Source organism: Streptomyces deccanensis (assembly GCF_022385335.1).
Lineage (GTDB): Bacteria > Actinomycetota > Actinomycetes > Streptomycetales > Streptomycetaceae > Streptomyces > Streptomyces deccanensis.
The window spans coordinates 6797495-6816593 of the sequence record NZ_CP092431.1 but is presented as its reverse complement, the minus strand read 5'-3'; the positions used below and the strand labels follow the sequence as shown (position 1 = coordinate 6816593).

The window sequence follows — 19099 nt, the reverse complement described above, 5'->3', positions numbered from 1 at the left end:
GCGTTGTCACTCGACCACGTGGCGGCCCTCGGGGCGGGCACTGCACGACGCCCGGAATGCGCAGTGTGCGCAGTGTTGTCCGGCGGTGGGGGAGAAACGTTCGTCCAGGACCTTGCCCGCGGCGGTGGCCAGAAGGTCGCCCACCCACTCCCCCTCCGCTCCCTCGAGGGGGCCCTGCGCCTGCACCTTGGGGACGGTCTCGCCGCCGTTCTTCTTGGCGGCGCCCTGCCGCAGCTGGACGAGTTCGGCGCCGCCCGGCTCCGGGCGCACGCCGCCGAAGGGCTCGTCGACGGCCCCCTCGCGGACCGCGAGCTGGTACACCGCGAGCTGGGGGTGGCGGGTCACCTCGGCGGAACTCACGGACTGCTTGCCCGTCTTGAAGTCGACGACGTAGGCACGGCCCTCGGTGTCGGTCTCGACGCGGTCCATGGAGCCCCGGATGCGCACCTCGTAGTCGCCCGCTTCGAGGGTGACGTCGAAGTCGTGCTCGCTGGCCACCGGGGCCCGCCCCGCACGGTCCATCACATGCCACTTCAGGAAGCGTTCGAGCGCCACGCGCGCGTGCTGCTTCTCCTGCTCCGACTTCCAGGGCGCGTCGAAGGCGAGCGCGTTCCACACGGAGTCGAGGCGCTCCATGAGGACATCGAGGTCGGCCGGGGTGCGTCCGGAGGCGACCTCGTCGGCGAGAACGTGCACCACGTTGCCGAAACCCTGGGCGGCGGTCGCGGGTGCGTCGGCCTTCACCTCACGCCCCAGGAACCACTGCAGGGCACAGGTGTTGGCGAGCTGGTCGAGGGCGCTGCCCGACAGCACGACGGGCTGGTCCCGGTTCCTGAGCGGCACCTTGCTCTCGGTGGGCTCGAACATGCCCCACCAGCGGTAGGGGTGCGCCGACGGCACGAGCGGACGGCCGTCCTCGTCGCTCAGCGCGGCCAGGCGGGCCAGCCGCAGGGCGGCCGCCTCGCGGAGGGTCTCCGACACGCGCGGGTCCACCGTGGTGGCGCGCAGTTCGGCGACGAGGGCGGCCACGGACAGCGGGCGGCGGGGACGGCCGGTGACGTCCTTGGGCTCGACCCCCAGCTCGGTGAGGAATCGGGAGGGCTGGTCGCCGTCGTCGGCGGGGGCCTTCACCGCGGTGACGACGAGGCGTTCACGCGCGCGCGTGGCGGCCACGTAGAACAGTCGGCGTTCCTCGGCGAGGAGCGCACCCGGCGTGAGCGGCTCGGCGAGACCGTCGCGGCCGATGCGGTCGGCCTCCAGGAGGGAGCCACGACGGCGGAGGTCCGGCCACAGGCCCTCCTGGACACCCGCGACGACGACCAGGCGCCACTGGAGGCCCTTGGCGCGGTGCGCGGTCATCAGGCGTACGGCGTCGGGGCGGACGGTGCGCCCGGTCAGTGTGTCGGCGGCGATGTCCTCGGCCTCGATCTCCGCCAGGAAGTTGAGGGCGCCCAGGCCGCCGGTGCGCTCCTCCGCGCGCGCCGCCGTGGCGAACAGCGCGCACACGGCGTCGAGGTCACGGTCCGCGTTGCGTCCGGCCGCGCCACCGCGCCGGGCTGCCCGCTCCAGGCGCCTGGGCCACGGTGTGCCGTCCCACAGCGCCCACAGCGCCTCCTCGGCCGTACCGCCGCCCGCGAGGCCTTCGCGGGCCTTCCGCAGCAGCGCGCCGAGGCGTTGCGCGCCCCGCGCGTACACCGGGTCGTGCGCCACCAGCCGCTCCGGCTCCGCCAGCGCCCGTGCCAGCAGTTCGTCCGAGGGCGGCGGTACGGGGTTGCCGCCGGCCCGCTCCTCCTCGCGCAACGCGCGGCCGAGGCGCCGCAGATCGGCGGTGTCCATGCCCGCCAGGGGGGACGCGAGCAGGTCGAGCGCGGTCTCGGTGTCGAGCCAGCAGGGCCGCGGGTCGAGTGACTCGTCGGGTTCCTCTGCCGAGGCCCCCGAAGTCGTCTCGCCGAGCTCCGCCCGCGCCACCGCCCGTAGTGCCGTCAGCAGGGGCTGTACGGCCGGTTCGTGGCGCAGCGGCAGGTCGTCGCCGTCGATCTCCAGGGGAACGCCGGCGGCGGTGAGGGTGCGCCGGATGGAGGGGATCGTGCGTGCGCCGGCGCGCACCAGGACGGCCATCTCGCTCCAGGGGACGCCGTCCTCCAGATGGGCCCGGCGGAGGACGTCCGCGAGGTTGTCCAGTTCGGTGCCCGGCGTCGGGTACGTGTAGACCTCGACGCGCCCTCCGTCCCGTACGGGCCGCAGCTCGCGGTGGGCGCGTACCTTCTCGGCGGGGAGGCGGGTGAGGGGCATGCGCTGGGTGAGCAGACGGGTGGCGCTGAGGAGGTTCGCTCCCGAGCGTCGGGAGTTCCTGAGGACCGCGACCGGAGCCGGGCGGCCGTCCGCGCGCGGGAAGGTCTGCGGGAACTCCAGGATGCCGTTCACGTCGGCACCCCGGAAGGTGTAGATCGACTGGTCGGGATCACCGAAGGCGACCAGGGTGCGGCCACCGCCGGCGAGGGTCCTCAGCAGCCGTACCTGCGCGGGGTCCGTGTCCTGGTACTCGTCGACGTAGACCGCGTCGTACTGCGCGGACAACCGCTCGGCGACGTCGGGGCGGCCGGCCAGGAGCACCGCACGGTGGACCAGCTCCGCGTAGTCGAGGACGCCCTGCAGGTCGAGGACGTCGAGGTACTCGGCGAGGAAGGCGGAGGCCGCGAGCCAGTCCGGGCGACCGATGCGCGCGGCGAAGGCGCGCAGGTCCTCGGGTGCCAGGCCCAGTTCGCGGCTGCGGGCGAGGACGGCGCGGACCTCGTCGGCGAAACCGCGGGTGGTCAGGCAGGCGCGCAGTTCGTCCGGCCAGCGCACGTGCGCGAGACCCAGGCGCTCGAGGTCGGGCTGGCCCGCGAGCAGTTCACGGACCGCCACGTCCTGCTCCGGGCCGGACAGCAGACGCAGCGGCTCGACGAACAGGTCGCTGTCCTGGTGAGCGCGGACCAGGGCGTAGCAGAACGAGTGGAAGGTGGTGGCCTGGGGGGCCCGTGCGGCACCCAGGCGCAGCGCCATGCGGTCGCGCAGTTCCACGGCCGCCTTGCGGCTGAAGGTCAGGACCAGCACGCGCGGCGGGTCGGCCCCGCGGGCGACGCGGGCCCCCACCGACTCGACGAGCGTGGTCGTCTTGCCGGTGCCCGGACCTGCGAGGACGAGCAGGGGCCCCTTCTCGTGGTCAACCACGCCGCGCTGCTCGGCGTCCAGACGAGGGGGGTCCGTCCGGGCCGGTGGGGTACGCACCAGTCGGTAAGCGCCACGGCTCCCCTGTCGCACCTGGGTGTGCGACAGGCGCCTGGTGGAGAAAGAGGAGCTCACGTGGTTCGCCGGTCCTGGTGGGTGTGCGAGGTGTCACTGTCGACGCGGTGCGCCGATGTCGAGGGGTGGTGGTCGGGAAAGGGGTGCGCGGCGCGCCGCTCGTCGAGGAGGGTGGCCGGGGGGTGAGGGGGACACGCGCAGCCGACGCTACGCCGACGGGTGGTACGGAAGCAGGGCTTCCCGTGATCGCCTCCCGACTCGCGCGGCACGTGCGTCCCTCGCCCCACGAACGTACGGCATGGCACCGACGTGCCCTGCGTCCCCCGTACGGGCCAGGGGTCGCACCGAGGTCCGTCGGATGCCGGAAGCTGTCAGGTGTGACCCTCCGAACCCCCGCCGCCGTCCCAGCGCGCCCGTCTCATGTCGAGGCGCGGCACATGGCCCTCGGTGGCCCGGCTCGCTGCGCGCAAGGGGGTCGCCTCCGCGCGGTAGTGGTCCAGGGCTCTCAGTTCGTGGCCGGGCAGCAGGACGCCGTCGGCACGGACGACCCGCCACCAGGGAACCGCGCCCCCGTAGAGGGCCATGACGCGGCCCACCTGGCGCGGACCGCTCTCCCCCAGCCATTCGGCGACGTCCCCGTATGTCATGACCCGCCCCGGCGGGATCAGGTCGGCGACCTCGAGGACCCGCTCCGCGTACTCCGGCAGGGCGTCCGCCGGAAGGCTCTCCTCGCTCATCCGCCCCATCCTGCCCCACCCCACCGACAATGGGACGTGGTGGCCCACGCGTGCGTGCCTCGCTCCGGGGGCGGTCTTCGGGCAGACTGTGCGACCCCGCATTGCACCCTGATGCCCCTGTGTGCCCACCCGGCATGCCACCATCGTGCGGGCGGTGACTGGTGATACGAGACCAAGAAGAGACGATGAAGCAGCAGAGCGTGCACCCCGATGACCCGGCGGGCACCTCTGACGCCTCGTCGCGCCCGCACGCCTCCGAGGGGGGCGACGAGGGCACGGACGACGTCCCGAAGAAGGCCTCCGGCACCACCGCTCCCTCCGCCGAAGAAGAATCCCCCACGACGCACGAGCACGAGAAGCGGCAGGACCAGCAGGGGGGTCAGAACCAGCGGGACGAACAGGACCAACGGGACGATGACGACCTCGAGGAAGCCCACGCCGAGGAGGTCGAGGGCGATGAACCATTGCTCCCCGCGCGCGTGCACCGTCCCTCCGACCTCATGCGGCTGTCGGTCGGCATCCTCGGGATCATCGTCCTGCTGGCGATCGCCGCGTTCGCCCACGGCACCACCTCCGGACTCGAACAGGACATCAGCAAGGGCACGGGACAGGCCCCCGATCTTCTGATCAAGCTCGCAGGCCTGGGCTCGAGCATCGCGATTCTGCTCGTACCGGTCGCCTTCGCGATCGAACGGCTGATCAAGCGGGACGGTCTGCGCATCGCCGACGGTGTGCTCGCGGCGGTCCTGGCGCACGGAGTGACGCTGGCGACCGACCTGTGGGTGGCCAGGGCCGCTCCGGACTCGATCCAGGAGGCGCTCACCCAGCCCTCCCCCGGCGACATCCACGCCCTCACGGACCCCGTGCACGGCTACCTCGCGCCGGTCATCGCGTACATGACCGCCGTCGGCATGTCGCGCCGACCTCGCTGGCGGGCCGTGCTGTGGATCGTGCTCCTGCTGGACGCCTTCTCGATGCTGGTCACGGGCTACACGACACCGTTCTCGATCATCCTGACGGTGCTGATCGGCTGGACCGTCGCCTACGGAACGCTGTACGCGGTCGGCTCCCCGAACGTACGTCCGACCGGCCGGACCCTGATGGCCGGCCTCCGGCGGGTCGGCTTCAAGCCGGTCAGCGCCGCCCGGGAGGAGATCCCGGAGACGGCGGAAGGCGGGGACCGGGGCCGCCGGTACTTCGTGACGCTGGAGGACGGCCCACCGCTGGACGTCACCGTCGTGGACCGGGAGCAGCAGGCTCAGGGCTTCTTCTACCGCGTCTGGCGGCGGCTGACGCTGCGCGGCATCACCACGCGCCGCAGCCTCCAGTCGCTGCGCCAGGCGCTGGAGCAGGAGGCCCTCCTCGCGTACGCGGCCATCGCGGCAGGCGCCAACGCGCCGAAACTGATCGCCACCTCCGAACTCGGACCGGACGCCGTGATGCTCGTCTACGAGCACACCGGCGGCCGCACCCTCGACTCCCTGGCGGACGACGAGGTCACCGACGAGCTGATGGCGGACACCTGGCACCAGGTGAAGGCGCTGCAGTCCCGGCGCATCGCGCACCGCAGGCTCGTGGGTGACGCGATTCTGGTGGATCGTTCCGGCACGGTGATCCTCACCGATCTGCGCGTGGGCGAGATCGCGGCGGGCGATCTGGTGCTGCGCATGGACGTCTCCCAGCTGCTGACGACTCTGGGGCTGCGCGTGGGCGCGGAACGCGCGGTGGCCTCGGCGGTCGCCGTGCTCGGCCCCGACGCGGTGGCCGACTGTCTGCCGATGCTCCAGCCCATCGCCCTGTCCCGCTCCACCAGGGCGACCTTGCGCAGACTCGCCCGGGAGCGCGCCGAACGTGAGCGCGAGGCGGTCCTGGAGGCGTCCCACCTGGCCAAGCAGGCCCGCGCGGAGGAGCACAGCAGGGCCACCGAGCCGGGCAAGGCCGACAAGAAGGCCGTACGTGCCGAGCAGCGGGCCGAGAAACGGGCGATCGACGAGGCCCTGGAGGAGGCCCGCGAGGAGGACCTGCTCACCCAGATCCGCCACCAGGTGCTGCTGATCAGGCCCCAGGCACCGGTCGAACCGGCGCGGCTGGAGCGGGTCAAGCCGCGCACGTTGATCAGTCTCATCGCCGGTGCGATCGGCGCCTACTTCCTGCTGACCCAGCTCACGCACATCGAGTTCGGGCCGCTCATCGAGAACGCCGAGTGGGGCTGGGTCGCCGCGGCCGTGTTCTTCTCCGCTCTGAGCTATGTCGCGGCGGCGATGAGCCTGCTGGGCTTCGTGCCGGAGCGGGTGCCGTTCCTGCGGACGATCGCGGCGCAGGTCGCCGGATCGTTCGTGAAGATCGTGGCACCGGCCGCGGTGGGCGGTGTCGCTCTCAACACCCGCTTCCTGCAGCGTGCGGGCGTGCGGCCGGGGCTCGCGGTGGCGAGTGTCGGCGCGTCGCAGCTCTTCGGGCTCGGCTGCCACATCCTGATGCTGTTGGCCTTCGGCTATCTGACCGGTACGGAGAAGACCCCCTCCCTGTCGCCGTCCCGCACCGTCATCGCGGGCCTGTTGACGGTCGCGGTGCTCGTGCTGGTGGTGACGTCGATCCCGTTCCTGCGGAAGTTCGTCGTCACGCGCGTGCGGTCGCTCTTCGCCGGCGTCGTGCCCCGCATGCTCGACGTGCTGCAGCGGCCACAGAAACTGGTCACGGGCATCGGCGGGATGCTGCTCCTCACGGGCTGCTTCGTGATGTGCCTGGACGCCTCGATCCGCGCGTTCGGCAACGAGGACGTGTCGATCAGCATCGCCAGCGTCGCGGTCGTCTTCCTCGCGGGCAACGCCCTCGGTTCGGCCGCCCCGACCCCGGGCGGTGTCGGGGCCGTCGAGGCCACCCTGACGGTCGGTCTGATCGCCGTCGGCCTCCCCAAGGAGGTCGCCGCGCCCGCAGTGCTGCTGTTCCGTCTGCTCACCCTCTGGCTGCCCGTACTGCCGGGATGGCTGGCCTTCAATCAACTGTCACGCAAGGGCGCTCTGTAGGGGATCACGCGCGCGTGGGCCCCCTTTCCGGCTCACGCCGTCCACGCGCGCGTGGCGCGACCTTGGGGGCTCACCCGCACGGCCCGCGCCCCGAGCGCATCGCTCCGGGCGCCTCCAGGATGGGTGGCATGCCCCTCTCGCCCCGATCGCGTGCCGTCGTCGTGACCGCCGTCGCCGTCCTGCTGTCCCTGACGGTGGCGGGCTGCGGCGACGACGGCCCGGGGGACGACGGGGACCTGACGACGCAGAAGCTGAGCTGGAAGACCTGCGAGGCACCGTCGGAGGCCCAGGGCGGTGGGCCCGCACCCCCACCGCTGCCGGACGGCGAGGTCTGGCAGTGCGCCACCATGAAGGCACCTCTCGACTGGGACGAGCCCGACGGCGACACGATCGGTGTCGCACTGATCCGGGCCCGGTCCAGTGGCTCCGCGAGTCAGCGCATCGGCTCGCTCGTCTTCAACTTCGGCGGCCCCGGCCTCTCGGGCGTCAAGACGCTCCCCTCGTTCGGCGAGGACTACGCGAGACTGCGTACCCGCTACGACCTGGTGAGCTTCGACCCGCGTGGCGTCGGACGCAGCGCCGGCATCCGGTGCGAGGACGACGAGGCACTCGACGCGTACTTCCAGCAGGACATGACACCGGACGACGCGTCCGAGCGGACGGAGTTCCTCGACAGCACCAAGACGTTCAACTCCGCCTGCGAGGAGAACTCCGGCAAGACCCTGCCGCACGTGCCCACCACGGACGCGGCGCGCGACATGGATCTCATGCGCCGCCTCCTCGGCGACGACAGACTCCATTACTTCGGCTTCTCGTACGGCACCGAACTCGGCGGTGTCTACGCCCATCTGTTCCCCGAGAACGTCGGACGCGCCGTGTTCGACGCGGTCGTCGACCCGACCCAGACCGCGGAGCAGGGCTCGCTCGGACAGGCCAAGGGCTTCCAGCGGGCGCTCGACAACTACGCCCGGGACTGTGTCTCGCAGGTGGCGGACTGCCCGGTGGGCGACACCGAGCAGGACGTCGAGGACCGGATCGTCCAGCTGCTCGAAGACCTCGACAGAAAGCCGATCACCGGGGTGTTCCCCCGCGAACTGACCGAGTCCGAGGCAAGGAACGGGATCGCCCAGGCCCTCTACTCCCAGGATCTCTGGCAGTACCTCACCGAGGGCCTGGCGCAGGCGTACGACGGTGACGGCCAGGTACTGATGCTGTTGTCCGACTCCTTGAACGGGCGCAGCGGGAACGGCGAGTACAGCAACATCACCGCGGCGAACGTCTCCATCAACTGCGCGGACGACAAGCCGCGCTACACCACCGAGGACGTGGAGAGGAGGCTGGCCGAGTTCCGGGCGACCTCACCCGTCTTCGGTGAGTGGCTCGCCTGGTCCATGCTCAGTTGCACCGACTGGGCGGTCGCCGGCGCGGCCGACCATCCCGATGTGCGGGCCCCGGGCTCGGCGCCGATCCTCGTGATCGGCACCACGGGCGACCCGGCCACACCGTACGAGGGCGCGCGAAGGATGGTCGAGGCGCTCGGGCCGGGCGTCGGCGTGGGAGTGACGTACAAGGGGGAGGGCCACGGCGCGTACGGCAGCGGCAACGCGTGCGTCCAGAGTGCCGTGGACGGCTACCTGCTGTCGGGGAAGGTACCGAAAGCGGGCACTGTCTGCTCGTGAATACGCAGGTCAGAACGTTATCCACAGGCCATCTCGGCATTCCCCGCAGTCCGCATACCATGGCATGACCGTCATTCGGGACAACCGTCGGGCGGTATCGCGAGAGGGGGGAAGTGTTTCATGGCGCGTTTTCCACGGGGGGCGGCACTGGCCGCTGCCGTGCTGCTGGTCGCCGGCTGTAGCGGCGGCACGGACGACCGTGCCGACGACGAGAGGGACGACGGGAAGGCCTCCGCAGCCGCTCCGACGCCGTCGTCCGCGTCCCAGAAACTGGACTGGGGGCGCTGCAAAGCGACATCGGAGGGCCCTGCGCCGGGCGACGACTGGCAGTGCGCGACGCTGAAGGTGCCGCTGGACTACGCCGAACCGGACGGCACGACGATCGGGCTCGCGCTGATCCGCAGCAAGGCGACAGGCGACGCCGACGAACGCGTCGGCTCCCTCCTGTTCAACTTCGGCGGACCGGGCGGCTCCGGTGTCTCCATGCTGCCGTCGTACGCGGGCCTGACGAGCGAACTGCACAAGCGGTACGACCTGGTGAGCTGGGACCCGCGCGGGGTGGCCCAGAGCGAGGGGGTCCGCTGCCGCGGCGACAAGGAGATCCAGGCGGGCGAGTCGGTGGACGCCACACCGGACGACAGGGCCGAGGAGACGGCCTTCTTCGAGGACGCGGCCGACTTCGGCGCGGGCTGCGAGAAGGCCGCGGGCAAGCTGCTGTCCCACGTCTCGACCGCTGAGACCGCCCGCGACATGGACCTCATGCGCCAGGTCCTCGGCGACGAGAAGATGCACTACTTCGGCATCTCCTACGGCACGGAACTCGGCGGTGTCTACGCCCATCTGTTCCCCGAGAAGGTGGGACGCCTGGTCCTGGACGCGGTGGTCGACCCGACCGCCGACACGGTGGGCCACGCGAAGAACCAGGCCCTGGGCTTCCAGCGCGCCCTCGACAACTATCTGGAGTCCACGGGCCAGGACCCCGAGGAAGGCACCCGGAAGATCGGGAAGCTGCTGGAGCGCATCGACGCCGAGCCGCTGAAGACGACATCCGGCCGCGAGCTCACCCAGACCCTGGCGACCACCGGGATCGTCCTGCCGCTCTACAGCGAGCAGAGCTGGCCCACACTGACCAGCGCACTCGACGCGGCCGAGGACGGCGACGGCACCGAGCTGCTCGCGCTGGCCGACGGGTACAACGAGCGTGACCCGTCGGGCCACTACGGCACGACGACCCACTCCCAACGGGTCATATCGTGCTTGGACCAGAAGCAACGGCCGACTCCGGAGGAGACGAAGAAGCTGCTGCCCGAGTTCCGAAAGATCTCGCCCGTGTTCGGCGAGTTCCTGGGCTGGGACACGGCGGGCTGGTGCCACGAGTGGCCGGTGCCCGGTCTCACGGACTCACCGGAGGTGAGCGCCCCCGGCGCGGAACCCGTCCTGGTGGTGGGCAACACCGGGGATCCTGCGACGCCCTACGAGGGCGCGCGGAAGATGGCCGGGGAGCTGGGCGAGGGCGTCGGTGTGATGCTCACCTGGAAGGGCGAGGGCCATGGCGCGTACGGCAGCGGCAGCAGCTGTGTCGACTCGACGGTGAACGCGTATCTGCTGGACGGGAAGGTGCCCGAGGACGGCAAGGTCTGCGCGTAGGCCGGTGCGGTCACCGGCTCGCGCCTGTCCGGCGGGCGACGCAGAGGGGCCCGGCACCCGTGGTGCCGAGCCCCGTCCGGAAGGACGCTCGTCCGGTGAACGTGCCCGTTCGGCTAGTAGACCGGCTTGCTGGGCTCGATCTGGTTGACCCAGCCGATCACGCCACCGCCGACGTGGACGGCGTCGGAGAAGCCGGCCGACTTCAGGACCGCGAGGACTTCCGCACTGCGGACACCCGTCTTGCAGTGCAGGACGATCTTCTTGTCCTGCGGGAGGGCCTCCAGGGCGGTGCCCATGAGGAACTCGTTCTTCGGAATCAGCTTGGCGCCCGGGATGGAGACGATCTCGTACTCGTTGACCTCACGGACGTCGATGATCTCGATGTTCTCGCCGTCGTCGATCCACTCCTTGAGCTGCTTGGGAGTGATCGTCGAGCCGGCGGCCGCCTCCTGGGCCTCCTCGGAGACGACGCCGCAGAAGGCCTCGTAGTCGATGAGCTCGGTGACGGTGGGGTTCTCGCCGCAGACGGCGCAGTTGGGGTCCTTGCGGACCTTGACCTGGCGGTACTGCATCTCCAGGGCGTCGTAGATCATCAGACGGCCGACCAGCGGCTCGCCCGTGCCGGTGAGGACCTTGATGGCCTCGGTGACCTGGATGGAGCCGATGGAGGCGCACAGCACACCGAGGACGCCGCCCTCGGCGCAGGAGGGGACCATGCCCGGCGGCGGGGGCTCCGGGTAGAGGCAGCGGTAGCAAGGACCGTGCTCGGACCAGAAGACGGAGGCCTGGCCGTCGAAGCGGTAGATCGAACCCCAGACGTACGGCTTGTTCAGCAGCACGGCCGCGTCGTTGACCAGGTAGCGCGTCGCGAAGTTGTCCGTGCCGTCGACGATCAGGTCGTACTGGCTGAAGATGTCCATCACGTTCTCGGCCTCGAGCCGCTCTTCGTGGAGGATCACGTTCACGTACGGGTTGATGCCGAGGACGGAGTCACGCGCGGACTCGGCCTTGGAGCGGCCGATGTCGGCCTGGCTGTGGATGATCTGGCGCTGCAGGTTCGACTCGTCGACCTCGTCGAACTCCACGATGCCGAGCGTCCCGACGCCCGCCGCGGCCAGGTACATCAGCGCCGGCGAGCCCAGGCCGCCGGCGCCCACACAGAGCACCTTGGCGTTCTTCAGCCGCTTCTGCCCGTCCATCCCGACGTCGGGGATGATCAGGTGGCGGGAGTACCTGCGGACCTCGTCTACGGTGAGCTCGGAAGCGGGCTCGACCAGGGGTGGCAGCGACACGGGGACTCCGTTGGTCGGTCAATCACTACAGTTGTTCTCCCCGTAACACTGCCACGCCCTTTTTCATTCCGAGACACCCGTCCCAACCATCGAGACGATGTCGTCCCAGTAGCCGGGCATCGTCTCCCAGGGGTCGATCCTGCCGTCGCGGTCCGTGCGGTCGGTGAAGTAGATCGTGGCGGCGCCCTGCCAGCGGGCGATGCGCAGCGCCTCGTCGAGGTGCCCGCGCGGGACACCGTGGACGAAGTGGCAGAAGCGCTCGGGTGGATGGTCGGCGGTCCATTCGGCGACCTGCGACCACCGGTAGTCGCTCCAGGGGCCGGAGAAGGTCACCAGTTGATCCGCGGTCTCGACATATCCGGGGTGCGGATGGGTGCCGTGGCCGAGGACGATGTGGCCGCCGCCGAGGAGGGCACGGAGTGTGGTGACCGTGCGGCCGGTCTCGCCGAGCGCGCCGGGTTCGGTGGGACAGCGGTCCAGGAGAAAGCCGTCGACCAGGTACCAGTCGAGATAGCGGCGGGCGTCGGCGGTGATCTCGGCGAAGGCGCGCGCCCCATAGGTCATGTTCAGACGGCCGAGTACCTGGACGCCCGCGTTCCGCAACCGTCCGGAGGCCTCCAGGCAGTGCCGGTCGGGGCGGGTGCCGGGGCCGTCGGAGACGTCGAGGGCGACCCAGTGCAGAGGGGTACCGGGGCGGGTGAGCTCGCTCCATTCCAGTGGAGCGACGAGGGGGTGGGCATAACCGGGGACGCCGATGCCCAGGCTTAAGCCGGTGCGGGCGATGCCGGAAGGGGCGGGGGTCAGATACGGCATGCCGCCTCCATCCAGATGTCGGCCAGGGACTCCTCCAGGTTGATGCGGGGCCGCCAGCCGAGCCGGTCGCGGGCGGTGCGCACATCGGCCTGCTGCCAGCTGCCGCAGCCGTCCGGGTAGGGGTAGGAGACGGGGGCGGCGTGGTCGGGTTCGGGGCGGGGGTGGCCGATGGTGGACCGGAGGGGGTTGGGTGGTGCGTCCAGTTCGTGGAGGGCACCGCCGTAACCGGCGACGCGGGCGAGGACGGCCGCGGCGTCACGGAGGCGCACGGCTCGGCCCGAACCGATGTTGATCACACCCTGGGCCGCGGAGAGCGAGGCGGCGTGGACGGCGCGGGCGACGTCGCGGACGTCGACGAAGTCGCGCTGGACGCCGAGGCCGCCGAGTTTGAGCTCGCCGTCGCCCGACTGCATGGCGCGGCGCATCGCCTCGGCGAGGCGGCCGAGCGGGGAGCCGGCGGGTGTGCCGGGCCCGGCGGGCGAGAAGACCCGCAGGACCACGGCGTCCAGGCCGGAGCCGAGGACGAGTTCGGTGGCGGCGAGCTTGCTCACACCGTACGGACCACCGGGGCGGGGCACGGCGTCCTCGGCGGTGGAGGAGCCGGGTTGGCTGGGCCCGTACTCGGCGCCGCAGCCGAGCTGCACCAGGCGAGCCCCGCAGCCGCTGCGGCGCAGGGCCTCGCAGACGGTGGCGACGGCGACGGTGTTGTGCCGGGTGAGTTCGCGGGCGCCGCCCCGGGTGGCGCCGGCGCAGTTGACGACGACTCCGGGGTGGACGGCGTCCAGGAAGCGGGTGAGCGCGCCGGGGCTGCCGGTGGCGAGGTCGAACCGTACGTCGGCGTCGTCGCCGCGGCCGAGCGCGGTGAGCTGGACGGCGGGGTCGGCGAGCAGACGTTCGGCGACGAAGCGGCCGAGATATCCGTTGGCTCCGATCAGCAGGACCCTCATCGGGCGGCTCCCGGGGCGGGCTCTCCGGTTCGGGAGGTGATCATCTGGCGTTCTCCTTATGGGGTGGTGCCGTGGGTGACGAGGTGTGCCCGCGGTGTCGGCCTCGCGGGAGGGGACGCCCGGGACGGAAGCCCCGTGCATCGATCGGGCTCGGGCTTCGCGCGGCGGTACGAGGCCGGCGTGCGAAGCCGGAGAAGGTCAGGTCGCCCCGGAGGGCAGAGCGTGGGCCGAGGCCCGGGTCAGCGTGCGGTTGGTGTGGACGAGCAGGGTGAGCGCGGCGCTGCCGCACACGAGGGTGGGCACGGCCTCGGCCCCCCAGGCGTGCGTGACCGTCTCGACGGGGAGGGCCAGGAAGGAGCAGCCGGGCAGGCGGCTCGCGAAGACGGTGCCCAGCGCGAGCGCCTCGGCCAGGGCGGCCGCGCGGAGGGCGATCACCGGGGCCTGGGTGAAACCGTGGGCGGTGAGGAGACGGGCGAGCATGAGGAGCGCTCCGAGGGCCACGGCGCCCGTCTGTCCGGTGGGCTCGTCCAGGAGCGTGCCGCACAGCGTGAGCAAGGCGGCCAGGGCACCGAGGTGGAGCGCGAACACACCGAGGATCAGGGGCTTCATGGACTCGGCGAACTCCGCGAGGCCCCGGCTGGCGGTGAGTTTGCGGCGGGCCCGGGCGGAAAGGAGGTGGGCGCACCAGACGGCGGGGGCGCAGGACAGGGCGAGCGCGAGCACGGGTGCGACGGCCAAGGGCCAGAGACCGTGGGGCCCGCCTTGGAGTCCGGCGGCGAGAAGGCCGTCGCCGAGCAGGGCGTACGCGATCAGCCAGCAGGTCCAGGTGCGGGTCCGGCGCGCCGCGCCGGACGGGGCACGCAATGGACCCCGGTCGAGTGCCGCGCGAAGGCCGAGCGTCACCGCGAGGGCGCCGAGAGCCGCGGCCATGAGACGGGGTTGGCCGTCGCTGAGCCGCACCCCGACGACACCCGCCGCGCACAGGGTGCCCGGCAGCAGGGCGAACACGGCCCATCCTCTGCGCGCGCCGGGCGCGCTCGGCACCGGCTCGCGCTCGGTGGATTCGTCCCCGTCACGCGACACACGCGCGTACATCTCCTCGGCGAGCGAGAACACGTCGCGGTGCCGGAAGCGGGCGGCCGTTCGGTCGGTCACCCCGTGTGCCTCCAGCCCGGCGGCGATCTCCAAGGGGTCCACCGCCCGCTCGCACAGGTCCCGGTGCCGGTGCATCAGGGCCTTCACGGGGTCCACGGCACGGCGCCGGGGAGCGGACTTGGGCTCGGCCTCGGGTAGGTCGAGGCCGTCGCCGGCCGCCCGTGGGACAGGGTCGGGCGGATCGACGAGGTCCCGCGAGGCCAGGGGGTCGGCCGAAGTCATGGCATCGGGCAGAAGTTTCGCGTCGAACCCGTCCCACTCGTCCAGCCCGTCCAACCGCAGCTCGCTCATCGCGCCCCCTCCTTCGCGGGGACCGGCTTGCTGATGGCGATGCTTGAGGGCTTTTCCGCAGCCGGGGTCGGAGAGGGAGCCGCTGCAGAAGCGGTAGCCGCAGGCGTGACCGCCGCCGAGGCCGAGACCGAGCCCAGAGCGGCACCCGACTCATGCGCCGAGGCCGGGCCTAGGGCAGCACCCGACGCGTGCGCCGAGGTCGGGCGGACGGCATCACCCGACACACCCCGGACCGGCGCCCCGTCCCACCCAGCCACCGCATCCCGAACCGGCTCCGTAAGCCGCACCTGCGCCCCATCCCGAACCGGCGCAGTAGCCCGCGCAGCTGTCGCCGTCCGTGCGGGGGAGCCGACCGCCCAGCGCGGCCTCCCGGCGCCGCCACCCGGGCCCGCCGCACCGGTGCCCGCGGCAGCCCCAGCCGTCCCCGCCACTCCGGCGGCCCCCATGCCCCCCGCGACTCCCACGACTCCGGCGACCCCGGCGACCCCCGCGACGCCGAGGCCGGCCGCCGCCTGCCGGGGCTCGGTCCAGCGGCCGGGGACGTGGGACTCGGCGGGGGCTCCGAAAGGCAGTGGTGCACCGGCGTCGTCGAGGACGATCTTGTGTACCGGGGCGTGGGAGACGATCTCCAGGTAGATGCCACGAAATGCCGCGACGTTCTGCTCCACCGTGAAGAGTTCGAGAGCGCGGGCGCGGGCGGCAGCGCCCAGGCGCGCACGGCGCTCGGGCTCCCGCAGGAGCGCCACGCACGCTTCGGCGAGCGCCCGCGGATTGCGCGGCGGGACGACCAGCCCGGTGCCGCCGATGACCTCCACGACCGCTCCCACATCGGTGGAGACCGTGGGCCGGCCGCAGAACATGGCCTCGACCAGACTGATCGGGAAGCCCTCGACGACACTCGACAGCACGACGACCGCACCGGCGGCGTAGGCCTCGGCGAGGTCGGGGACGGCCGGGTCGCCGATCTCCTCGAAGGAGACGGGGTTGTCGCCGACCGCGTGGACGCCGTCCGCCTCGTCGGGGAAGAGCTGTGCGGCGAGGGCCTTGCAGTGGCCCAGGTATGCCGTGGCCTCGGCCCCCGCAGCCGCTCCGACGATCCTGAGCCTCGCTTTGGGCTCCGCCCGACGGATCTCGGCGAAGGCGTGCAACAGCGAGATGAGGTCCTTGGCGGGCTCGATGCGGCCCACCCACACCAGCGTGTGCGGATCCGCGCACTCGGGCGACTCACCCACCTCCGCGAAACGGGCGGCGTCCATGCCGGGGTAGACCGTGCGGATTCGGGTCCGGTCGGCGCCGCAGCGCTCCTGCCAGCGCCGGGCATGGGTGTTACCGGGGGTGAGGCAGGCGGCCTGCCGGTACACCTCTGCGGTCAGCCGCCGGTGGAAGGCCGCGAGGAGCGCGCGCACCGGCGCCTCTCCCGAGGCCCCCAGGTAGTGCGCCCGCAGCGGCACTCCGTACTCGGTGACCAGGAGCGGCACTCCGTGGAAGTGGCGGGCCAGCAGTCCGGGCAGCGCGGCCGAGCCGCCGGCCGCAGCATGGCACAGGTCGACCGAGCCGAGCCCGTCGTCCTCGTACCAGTCGAGTGAGAGAGGGCGCAGGGCGCGTTCGAGATGGGAGGCGACGGTCAGTAGATCCGGCACGCGAGCCTCGCGCGCCCCTCGCAATGCGCCGGGCGCACGACAGGCGCGCTCCAGTGTGCGGACAGCGGCCTCGGAGCGCAGCGCGCCGACCAGTCCGCCCTCGTCCCGGGCCAGCTCGGCAAGCCCGTACAACGCGTTGCCGAAACGGTCCGCCTCAGCACCGGCCGAGCCCTCGAGAACCTCCCCGCCCGAGCCCTCGCAGGCCCCGACCGAGCCCTGGAATGCCTTCCCGGCCGAGCCTTCGACGCCGGTCCCGGCCAGCCCCTCGAACACCTGCCCAGCCGCAGCCTGCCCAGCCGCAACCTCACCCCCGCCCGTTCCCCCCGAACAGACAGCCGCGACCAGCTCGCCGTACGCCTCCGCGAAGCGCCTTCGCGCGCGGCGCCCATGGACGACCCCGTCGTCCTCGGCCGTCCACAGCGGTGCCGTGCGGACTCGCCTGACCTGCGGCGGCAACGGGATCCAGCCCTCGTCCTCCTGCCGCTCGCTCCGGCTGAGCGCGTAAATGTCGAACTCGTGTCGCTCCAGCCCACGTACGAGTCGGTCGCACCAGAGCCTGGCGTCACCGCTCACATACGGATAGCCACCCTCCGTAAGCAGTCCGATGCGCACGCGTGCACCCCCGATCTCCCGTTTGAGGAGCCGCCGTTCGCCCGGCGGCCCGCAGCGGGACGAACGTATGCGGACAAGGCAGTGGCGCGACGGACGGTTGTCCATCGCGCCACCAAAAGGGGTGAACGGTCGTAACTTTCACTAGCGGGACGCGTTTCGTCGCGCTAAGGGATCACCTGATCACGCCGAGTCGGTCGACAGCGTGGGCTGCCGTCAACTATTGGGGTAGGGCCAGGGATTGGCCTTGCAGGTGATCCCGCGGTAGGTCAGGAACTTGCTCTGCTGCTGCATGACGGGCGCGAGTTCGCCGTCCTTGTCGCAGGTCACGTGGGGGTACTTGAGGCGGTGGCCGATCTCGTGGTTGATCAGCATCTGCCGATACGCGTGGATCTCGTCGCCGTACGTCTCCGAACCCTGGGCCCAGCGGTATGCGTTGATCATCACGCGCTCGGTGGCTGCCGAGTCGCACGAGACGTTGTCCACGGTGGTGTCGAGCCCCGACTTGGCACACCAGAACGCGGTGGTCCCCGGACTGGCCAGCGTGATCACGAAGTCGGGGGTGCCCGAGGAGATCCGCTCGAACGTACGGCCACCGGCGTGGGCCCAGCTCCGGTCGTCGTTCAGGGTCTTCTGCACAGCGTCCGCGAACAGCTCCGCGTCCAGCCCGAGCCCCGTCTCGACATCGACCCGGTAGCGGTACTTCTGCCCCGTCCCCGGCGCCTTGTCGAAGCCCGCGACCGCCTCGAACTCCCCGTCGCCCTCCAGATCCGCGGCGAGCGCGTACTTCTTGTCCATCTTCTGCTCGTACGTCAGCGGGGTCGCGCTCGGGCTGGGCGGGACGGACGGTGTGGGCCGGTTGTCGCTGCGTGAGGTGTCGCGCACAGCACGCTCGCCGGCCTCGGCGGCCTGCGGCCGAGTGGCGTTCTCGTCCTCCCCGACGGCCATCTGTCCGCCCACGACGACCACGAGCACGGTCGTGACGGCGGCGGCCGCGATACCGACGAACGCCCGTCCCTTGCCGCCCTTCGCCGTCCCGGCGGACTCGGTCTCGTCGCCCGGCGGCTGTTCGTGCGGCTCCTGTCGCGGCGACCGCCCGCGCAGCGGTTTCTCTGCGAGGGCCGTCTCGACCCGGCCGTCGTCGTCGGCACCCGGCGCGCCGCGTTGTGTCCGGCCGGGTGCGAAGACGTCGTCGACCTCGTCGAAGGCGTCCAGATAGGCCTGGCGGGGGCCACCGGGGGGCATGGTCTCCTGCCGCTGCCGGGGAATGGGGATACGGCGGCCCGAACTCTCCGGAGGCACGCCGTGCGGGGCGCCATGGGGTGACGCCTCGCCCGGCCCACCATACGGAGCCCCCGCGGGACCCCCTTGCGCCACGCCGTGTCCGGCGCCCTGCCGACGCCCACCACCACCCAGGTGGCCCCAACCCCCGCCCGCTTCGCGCTGCTCGGGGTGTTCACCACGACTCGGCGGATAACCGCCCACCTGGGCGCCGTCCGGAAGACGCGGGAAGCCATGCGCGGGCGTGCCCTCGGGCGGACGCGGCATCCCGTGCGCGGGCGTGCCGTCAGGCAGGCGGGGGAAGCCGTGCGCCGGAGTGCCGTCCGCGAAGCGCGCCCCCTGCTGCCCGGCCGCACCACCGCCGAACCCCGGCCTGCCCTGCCCGGGGGCCCCTTGCCCCGGCCTCCTGTCGTACCCAGGCGCCCCGGCGTATCCGCGAGGCTGCGGCCCACCACCCGGCGGCTGCGCTCGCGTCTGCGCCGCCGAGGCGCTCACGGCGCTCGCCGCACCCCCGGAACCCGGTCCACCCGGGCCACCCGGGCCCATGGTCCTCGCACCCTCGGCACCCTCAGCGCCCCACGCTCGCGGCGCCGGCGCACGGTCACCCGCCCCCGCCCCCGTGGACGTGACCGTCCGGGCTGTCCCTATATCGCTTGTGTCGCCTTTCGGCGCCCGCCCCTTGCGGCTGTGCCGTCCCACG

General features: G+C 72.0%; 11 protein-coding genes. 3 read left to right on the top strand and 8 right to left on the bottom strand.

Features of this window, described 5'->3' with window-relative positions:
* Window positions 1-6 precede the first annotated feature (6 nt).
* Window positions 7-3345, bottom strand: coding sequence for an ATP-dependent helicase (locus L3078_RS30380; RefSeq protein ID WP_239757097.1), 3339 nt, complete (start codon window positions 3343-3345; stop codon window positions 7-9).
* Between the two features lie 311 nt (window positions 3346-3656).
* On the bottom strand, window positions 3657-4022 hold the full coding sequence (locus L3078_RS30375) for an MGMT family protein (protein ID WP_338059534.1): 366 nt from the start codon (window positions 4020-4022) through the stop codon (window positions 3657-3659).
* Between the two features lie 185 nt (window positions 4023-4207).
* Here L3078_RS30375 and L3078_RS30370 point away from each other — a divergent pair, with 185 nt between their 5' ends.
* The 3 genes from L3078_RS30370 to L3078_RS30360 all read left to right on the top strand — a co-directional run bounded on the left by L3078_RS30370 (window position 4208) and on the right by L3078_RS30360 (window position 10371).
* Entirely contained in the window at window positions 4208-7045 is a 2838-nt protein-coding gene (locus L3078_RS30370; RefSeq protein ID WP_239757094.1) for a lysylphosphatidylglycerol synthase transmembrane domain-containing protein, read from the top strand.
* A gap of 128 nt (window positions 7046-7173) precedes the next feature.
* Window positions 7174-8724: an alpha/beta hydrolase gene (locus L3078_RS30365; protein WP_239757092.1), complete on the top strand. Its 1551-nt coding sequence runs from the start codon at window positions 7174-7176 to the stop codon at window positions 8722-8724.
* A 120-nt stretch (window positions 8725-8844) separates the two neighbouring features.
* Window positions 8845-10371: an alpha/beta hydrolase gene (locus L3078_RS30360; protein WP_239757090.1), complete on the top strand. Its 1527-nt coding sequence runs from the start codon at window positions 8845-8847 to the stop codon at window positions 10369-10371.
* A 113-nt stretch (window positions 10372-10484) separates the two neighbouring features.
* On the opposite strand, the gene moeZ is transcribed toward L3078_RS30360, so the two are convergent.
* The 6 genes from moeZ to L3078_RS30330 all read right to left on the bottom strand — a co-directional run bounded on the left by moeZ (window position 10485) and on the right by L3078_RS30330 (window position 19098).
* Window positions 10485-11663, bottom strand: a complete 1179-nt coding sequence (moeZ, locus tag L3078_RS30355; RefSeq protein WP_239757089.1) for an adenylyltransferase/sulfurtransferase MoeZ — start codon at window positions 11661-11663, stop codon at window positions 10485-10487.
* A 63-nt stretch (window positions 11664-11726) separates the two neighbouring features.
* Window positions 11727-12476, bottom strand: a complete 750-nt coding sequence (locus tag L3078_RS30350; protein ID WP_239757088.1) for a spherulation-specific family 4 protein — start codon at window positions 12474-12476, stop codon at window positions 11727-11729.
* Entirely contained in the window at window positions 12464-13423 is a 960-nt protein-coding gene (locus L3078_RS30345) for an NAD-dependent epimerase/dehydratase family protein (RefSeq protein WP_215448875.1), read from the bottom strand. The genes L3078_RS30350 and L3078_RS30345 overlap by 13 nt, the downstream gene beginning before the upstream one ends.
* A gap of 198 nt (window positions 13424-13621) precedes the next feature.
* Window positions 13622-14869, bottom strand: a complete 1248-nt coding sequence (locus L3078_RS30340) for a hypothetical protein (RefSeq protein ID WP_239757087.1) — start codon at window positions 14867-14869, stop codon at window positions 13622-13624.
* The gene (locus L3078_RS30335; protein WP_239757086.1) at window positions 14866-17121 is read right to left on the bottom strand and encodes a DUF3492 domain-containing protein; all 2256 of its coding nucleotides are present in this window, start codon (window positions 17119-17121) and stop codon (window positions 14866-14868) included. Before L3078_RS30335 ends, L3078_RS30340 begins: the two co-directional genes overlap by 4 nt.
* A gap of 213 nt (window positions 17122-17334) precedes the next feature.
* Window positions 17335-19098: a DUF3152 domain-containing protein gene (locus tag L3078_RS30330; protein ID WP_239757085.1), complete on the bottom strand. Its 1764-nt coding sequence runs from the start codon at window positions 19096-19098 to the stop codon at window positions 17335-17337.
* Window position 19099 lies beyond the last annotated feature (1 nt).

Excerpts from the sequence above, each read along its gene's own strand:
- L3078_RS30370 (WP_239757094.1), top strand. The coding sequence starts at position 4,208 with ATGAAGCAGCAGAGCGTGCACCCCGATGACCCGGCGGGCACCTCTGAC.
- L3078_RS30345 (WP_215448875.1), bottom strand. The coding sequence starts at position 13,423 with ATGAGGGTCCTGCTGATCGGAGCCAACGGATATCTCGGCCGCTTCGTC.
- L3078_RS30340 (WP_239757087.1), bottom strand. The coding sequence starts at position 14,869 with ATGAGCGAGCTGCGGTTGGACGGGCTGGACGAGTGGGACGGGTTCGAC.
- L3078_RS30375 (WP_338059534.1), bottom strand. The coding sequence starts at position 4,022 with ATGAGCGAGGAGAGCCTTCCGGCGGACGCCCTGCCGGAGTACGCGGAG.
- L3078_RS30365 (WP_239757092.1), top strand. The coding sequence starts at position 7,174 with ATGCCCCTCTCGCCCCGATCGCGTGCCGTCGTCGTGACCGCCGTCGCC.
- L3078_RS30360 (WP_239757090.1), top strand. The coding sequence starts at position 8,845 with ATGGCGCGTTTTCCACGGGGGGCGGCACTGGCCGCTGCCGTGCTGCTG.
- L3078_RS30350 (WP_239757088.1), bottom strand. The coding sequence starts at position 12,476 with ATGCCGTATCTGACCCCCGCCCCTTCCGGCATCGCCCGCACCGGCTTA.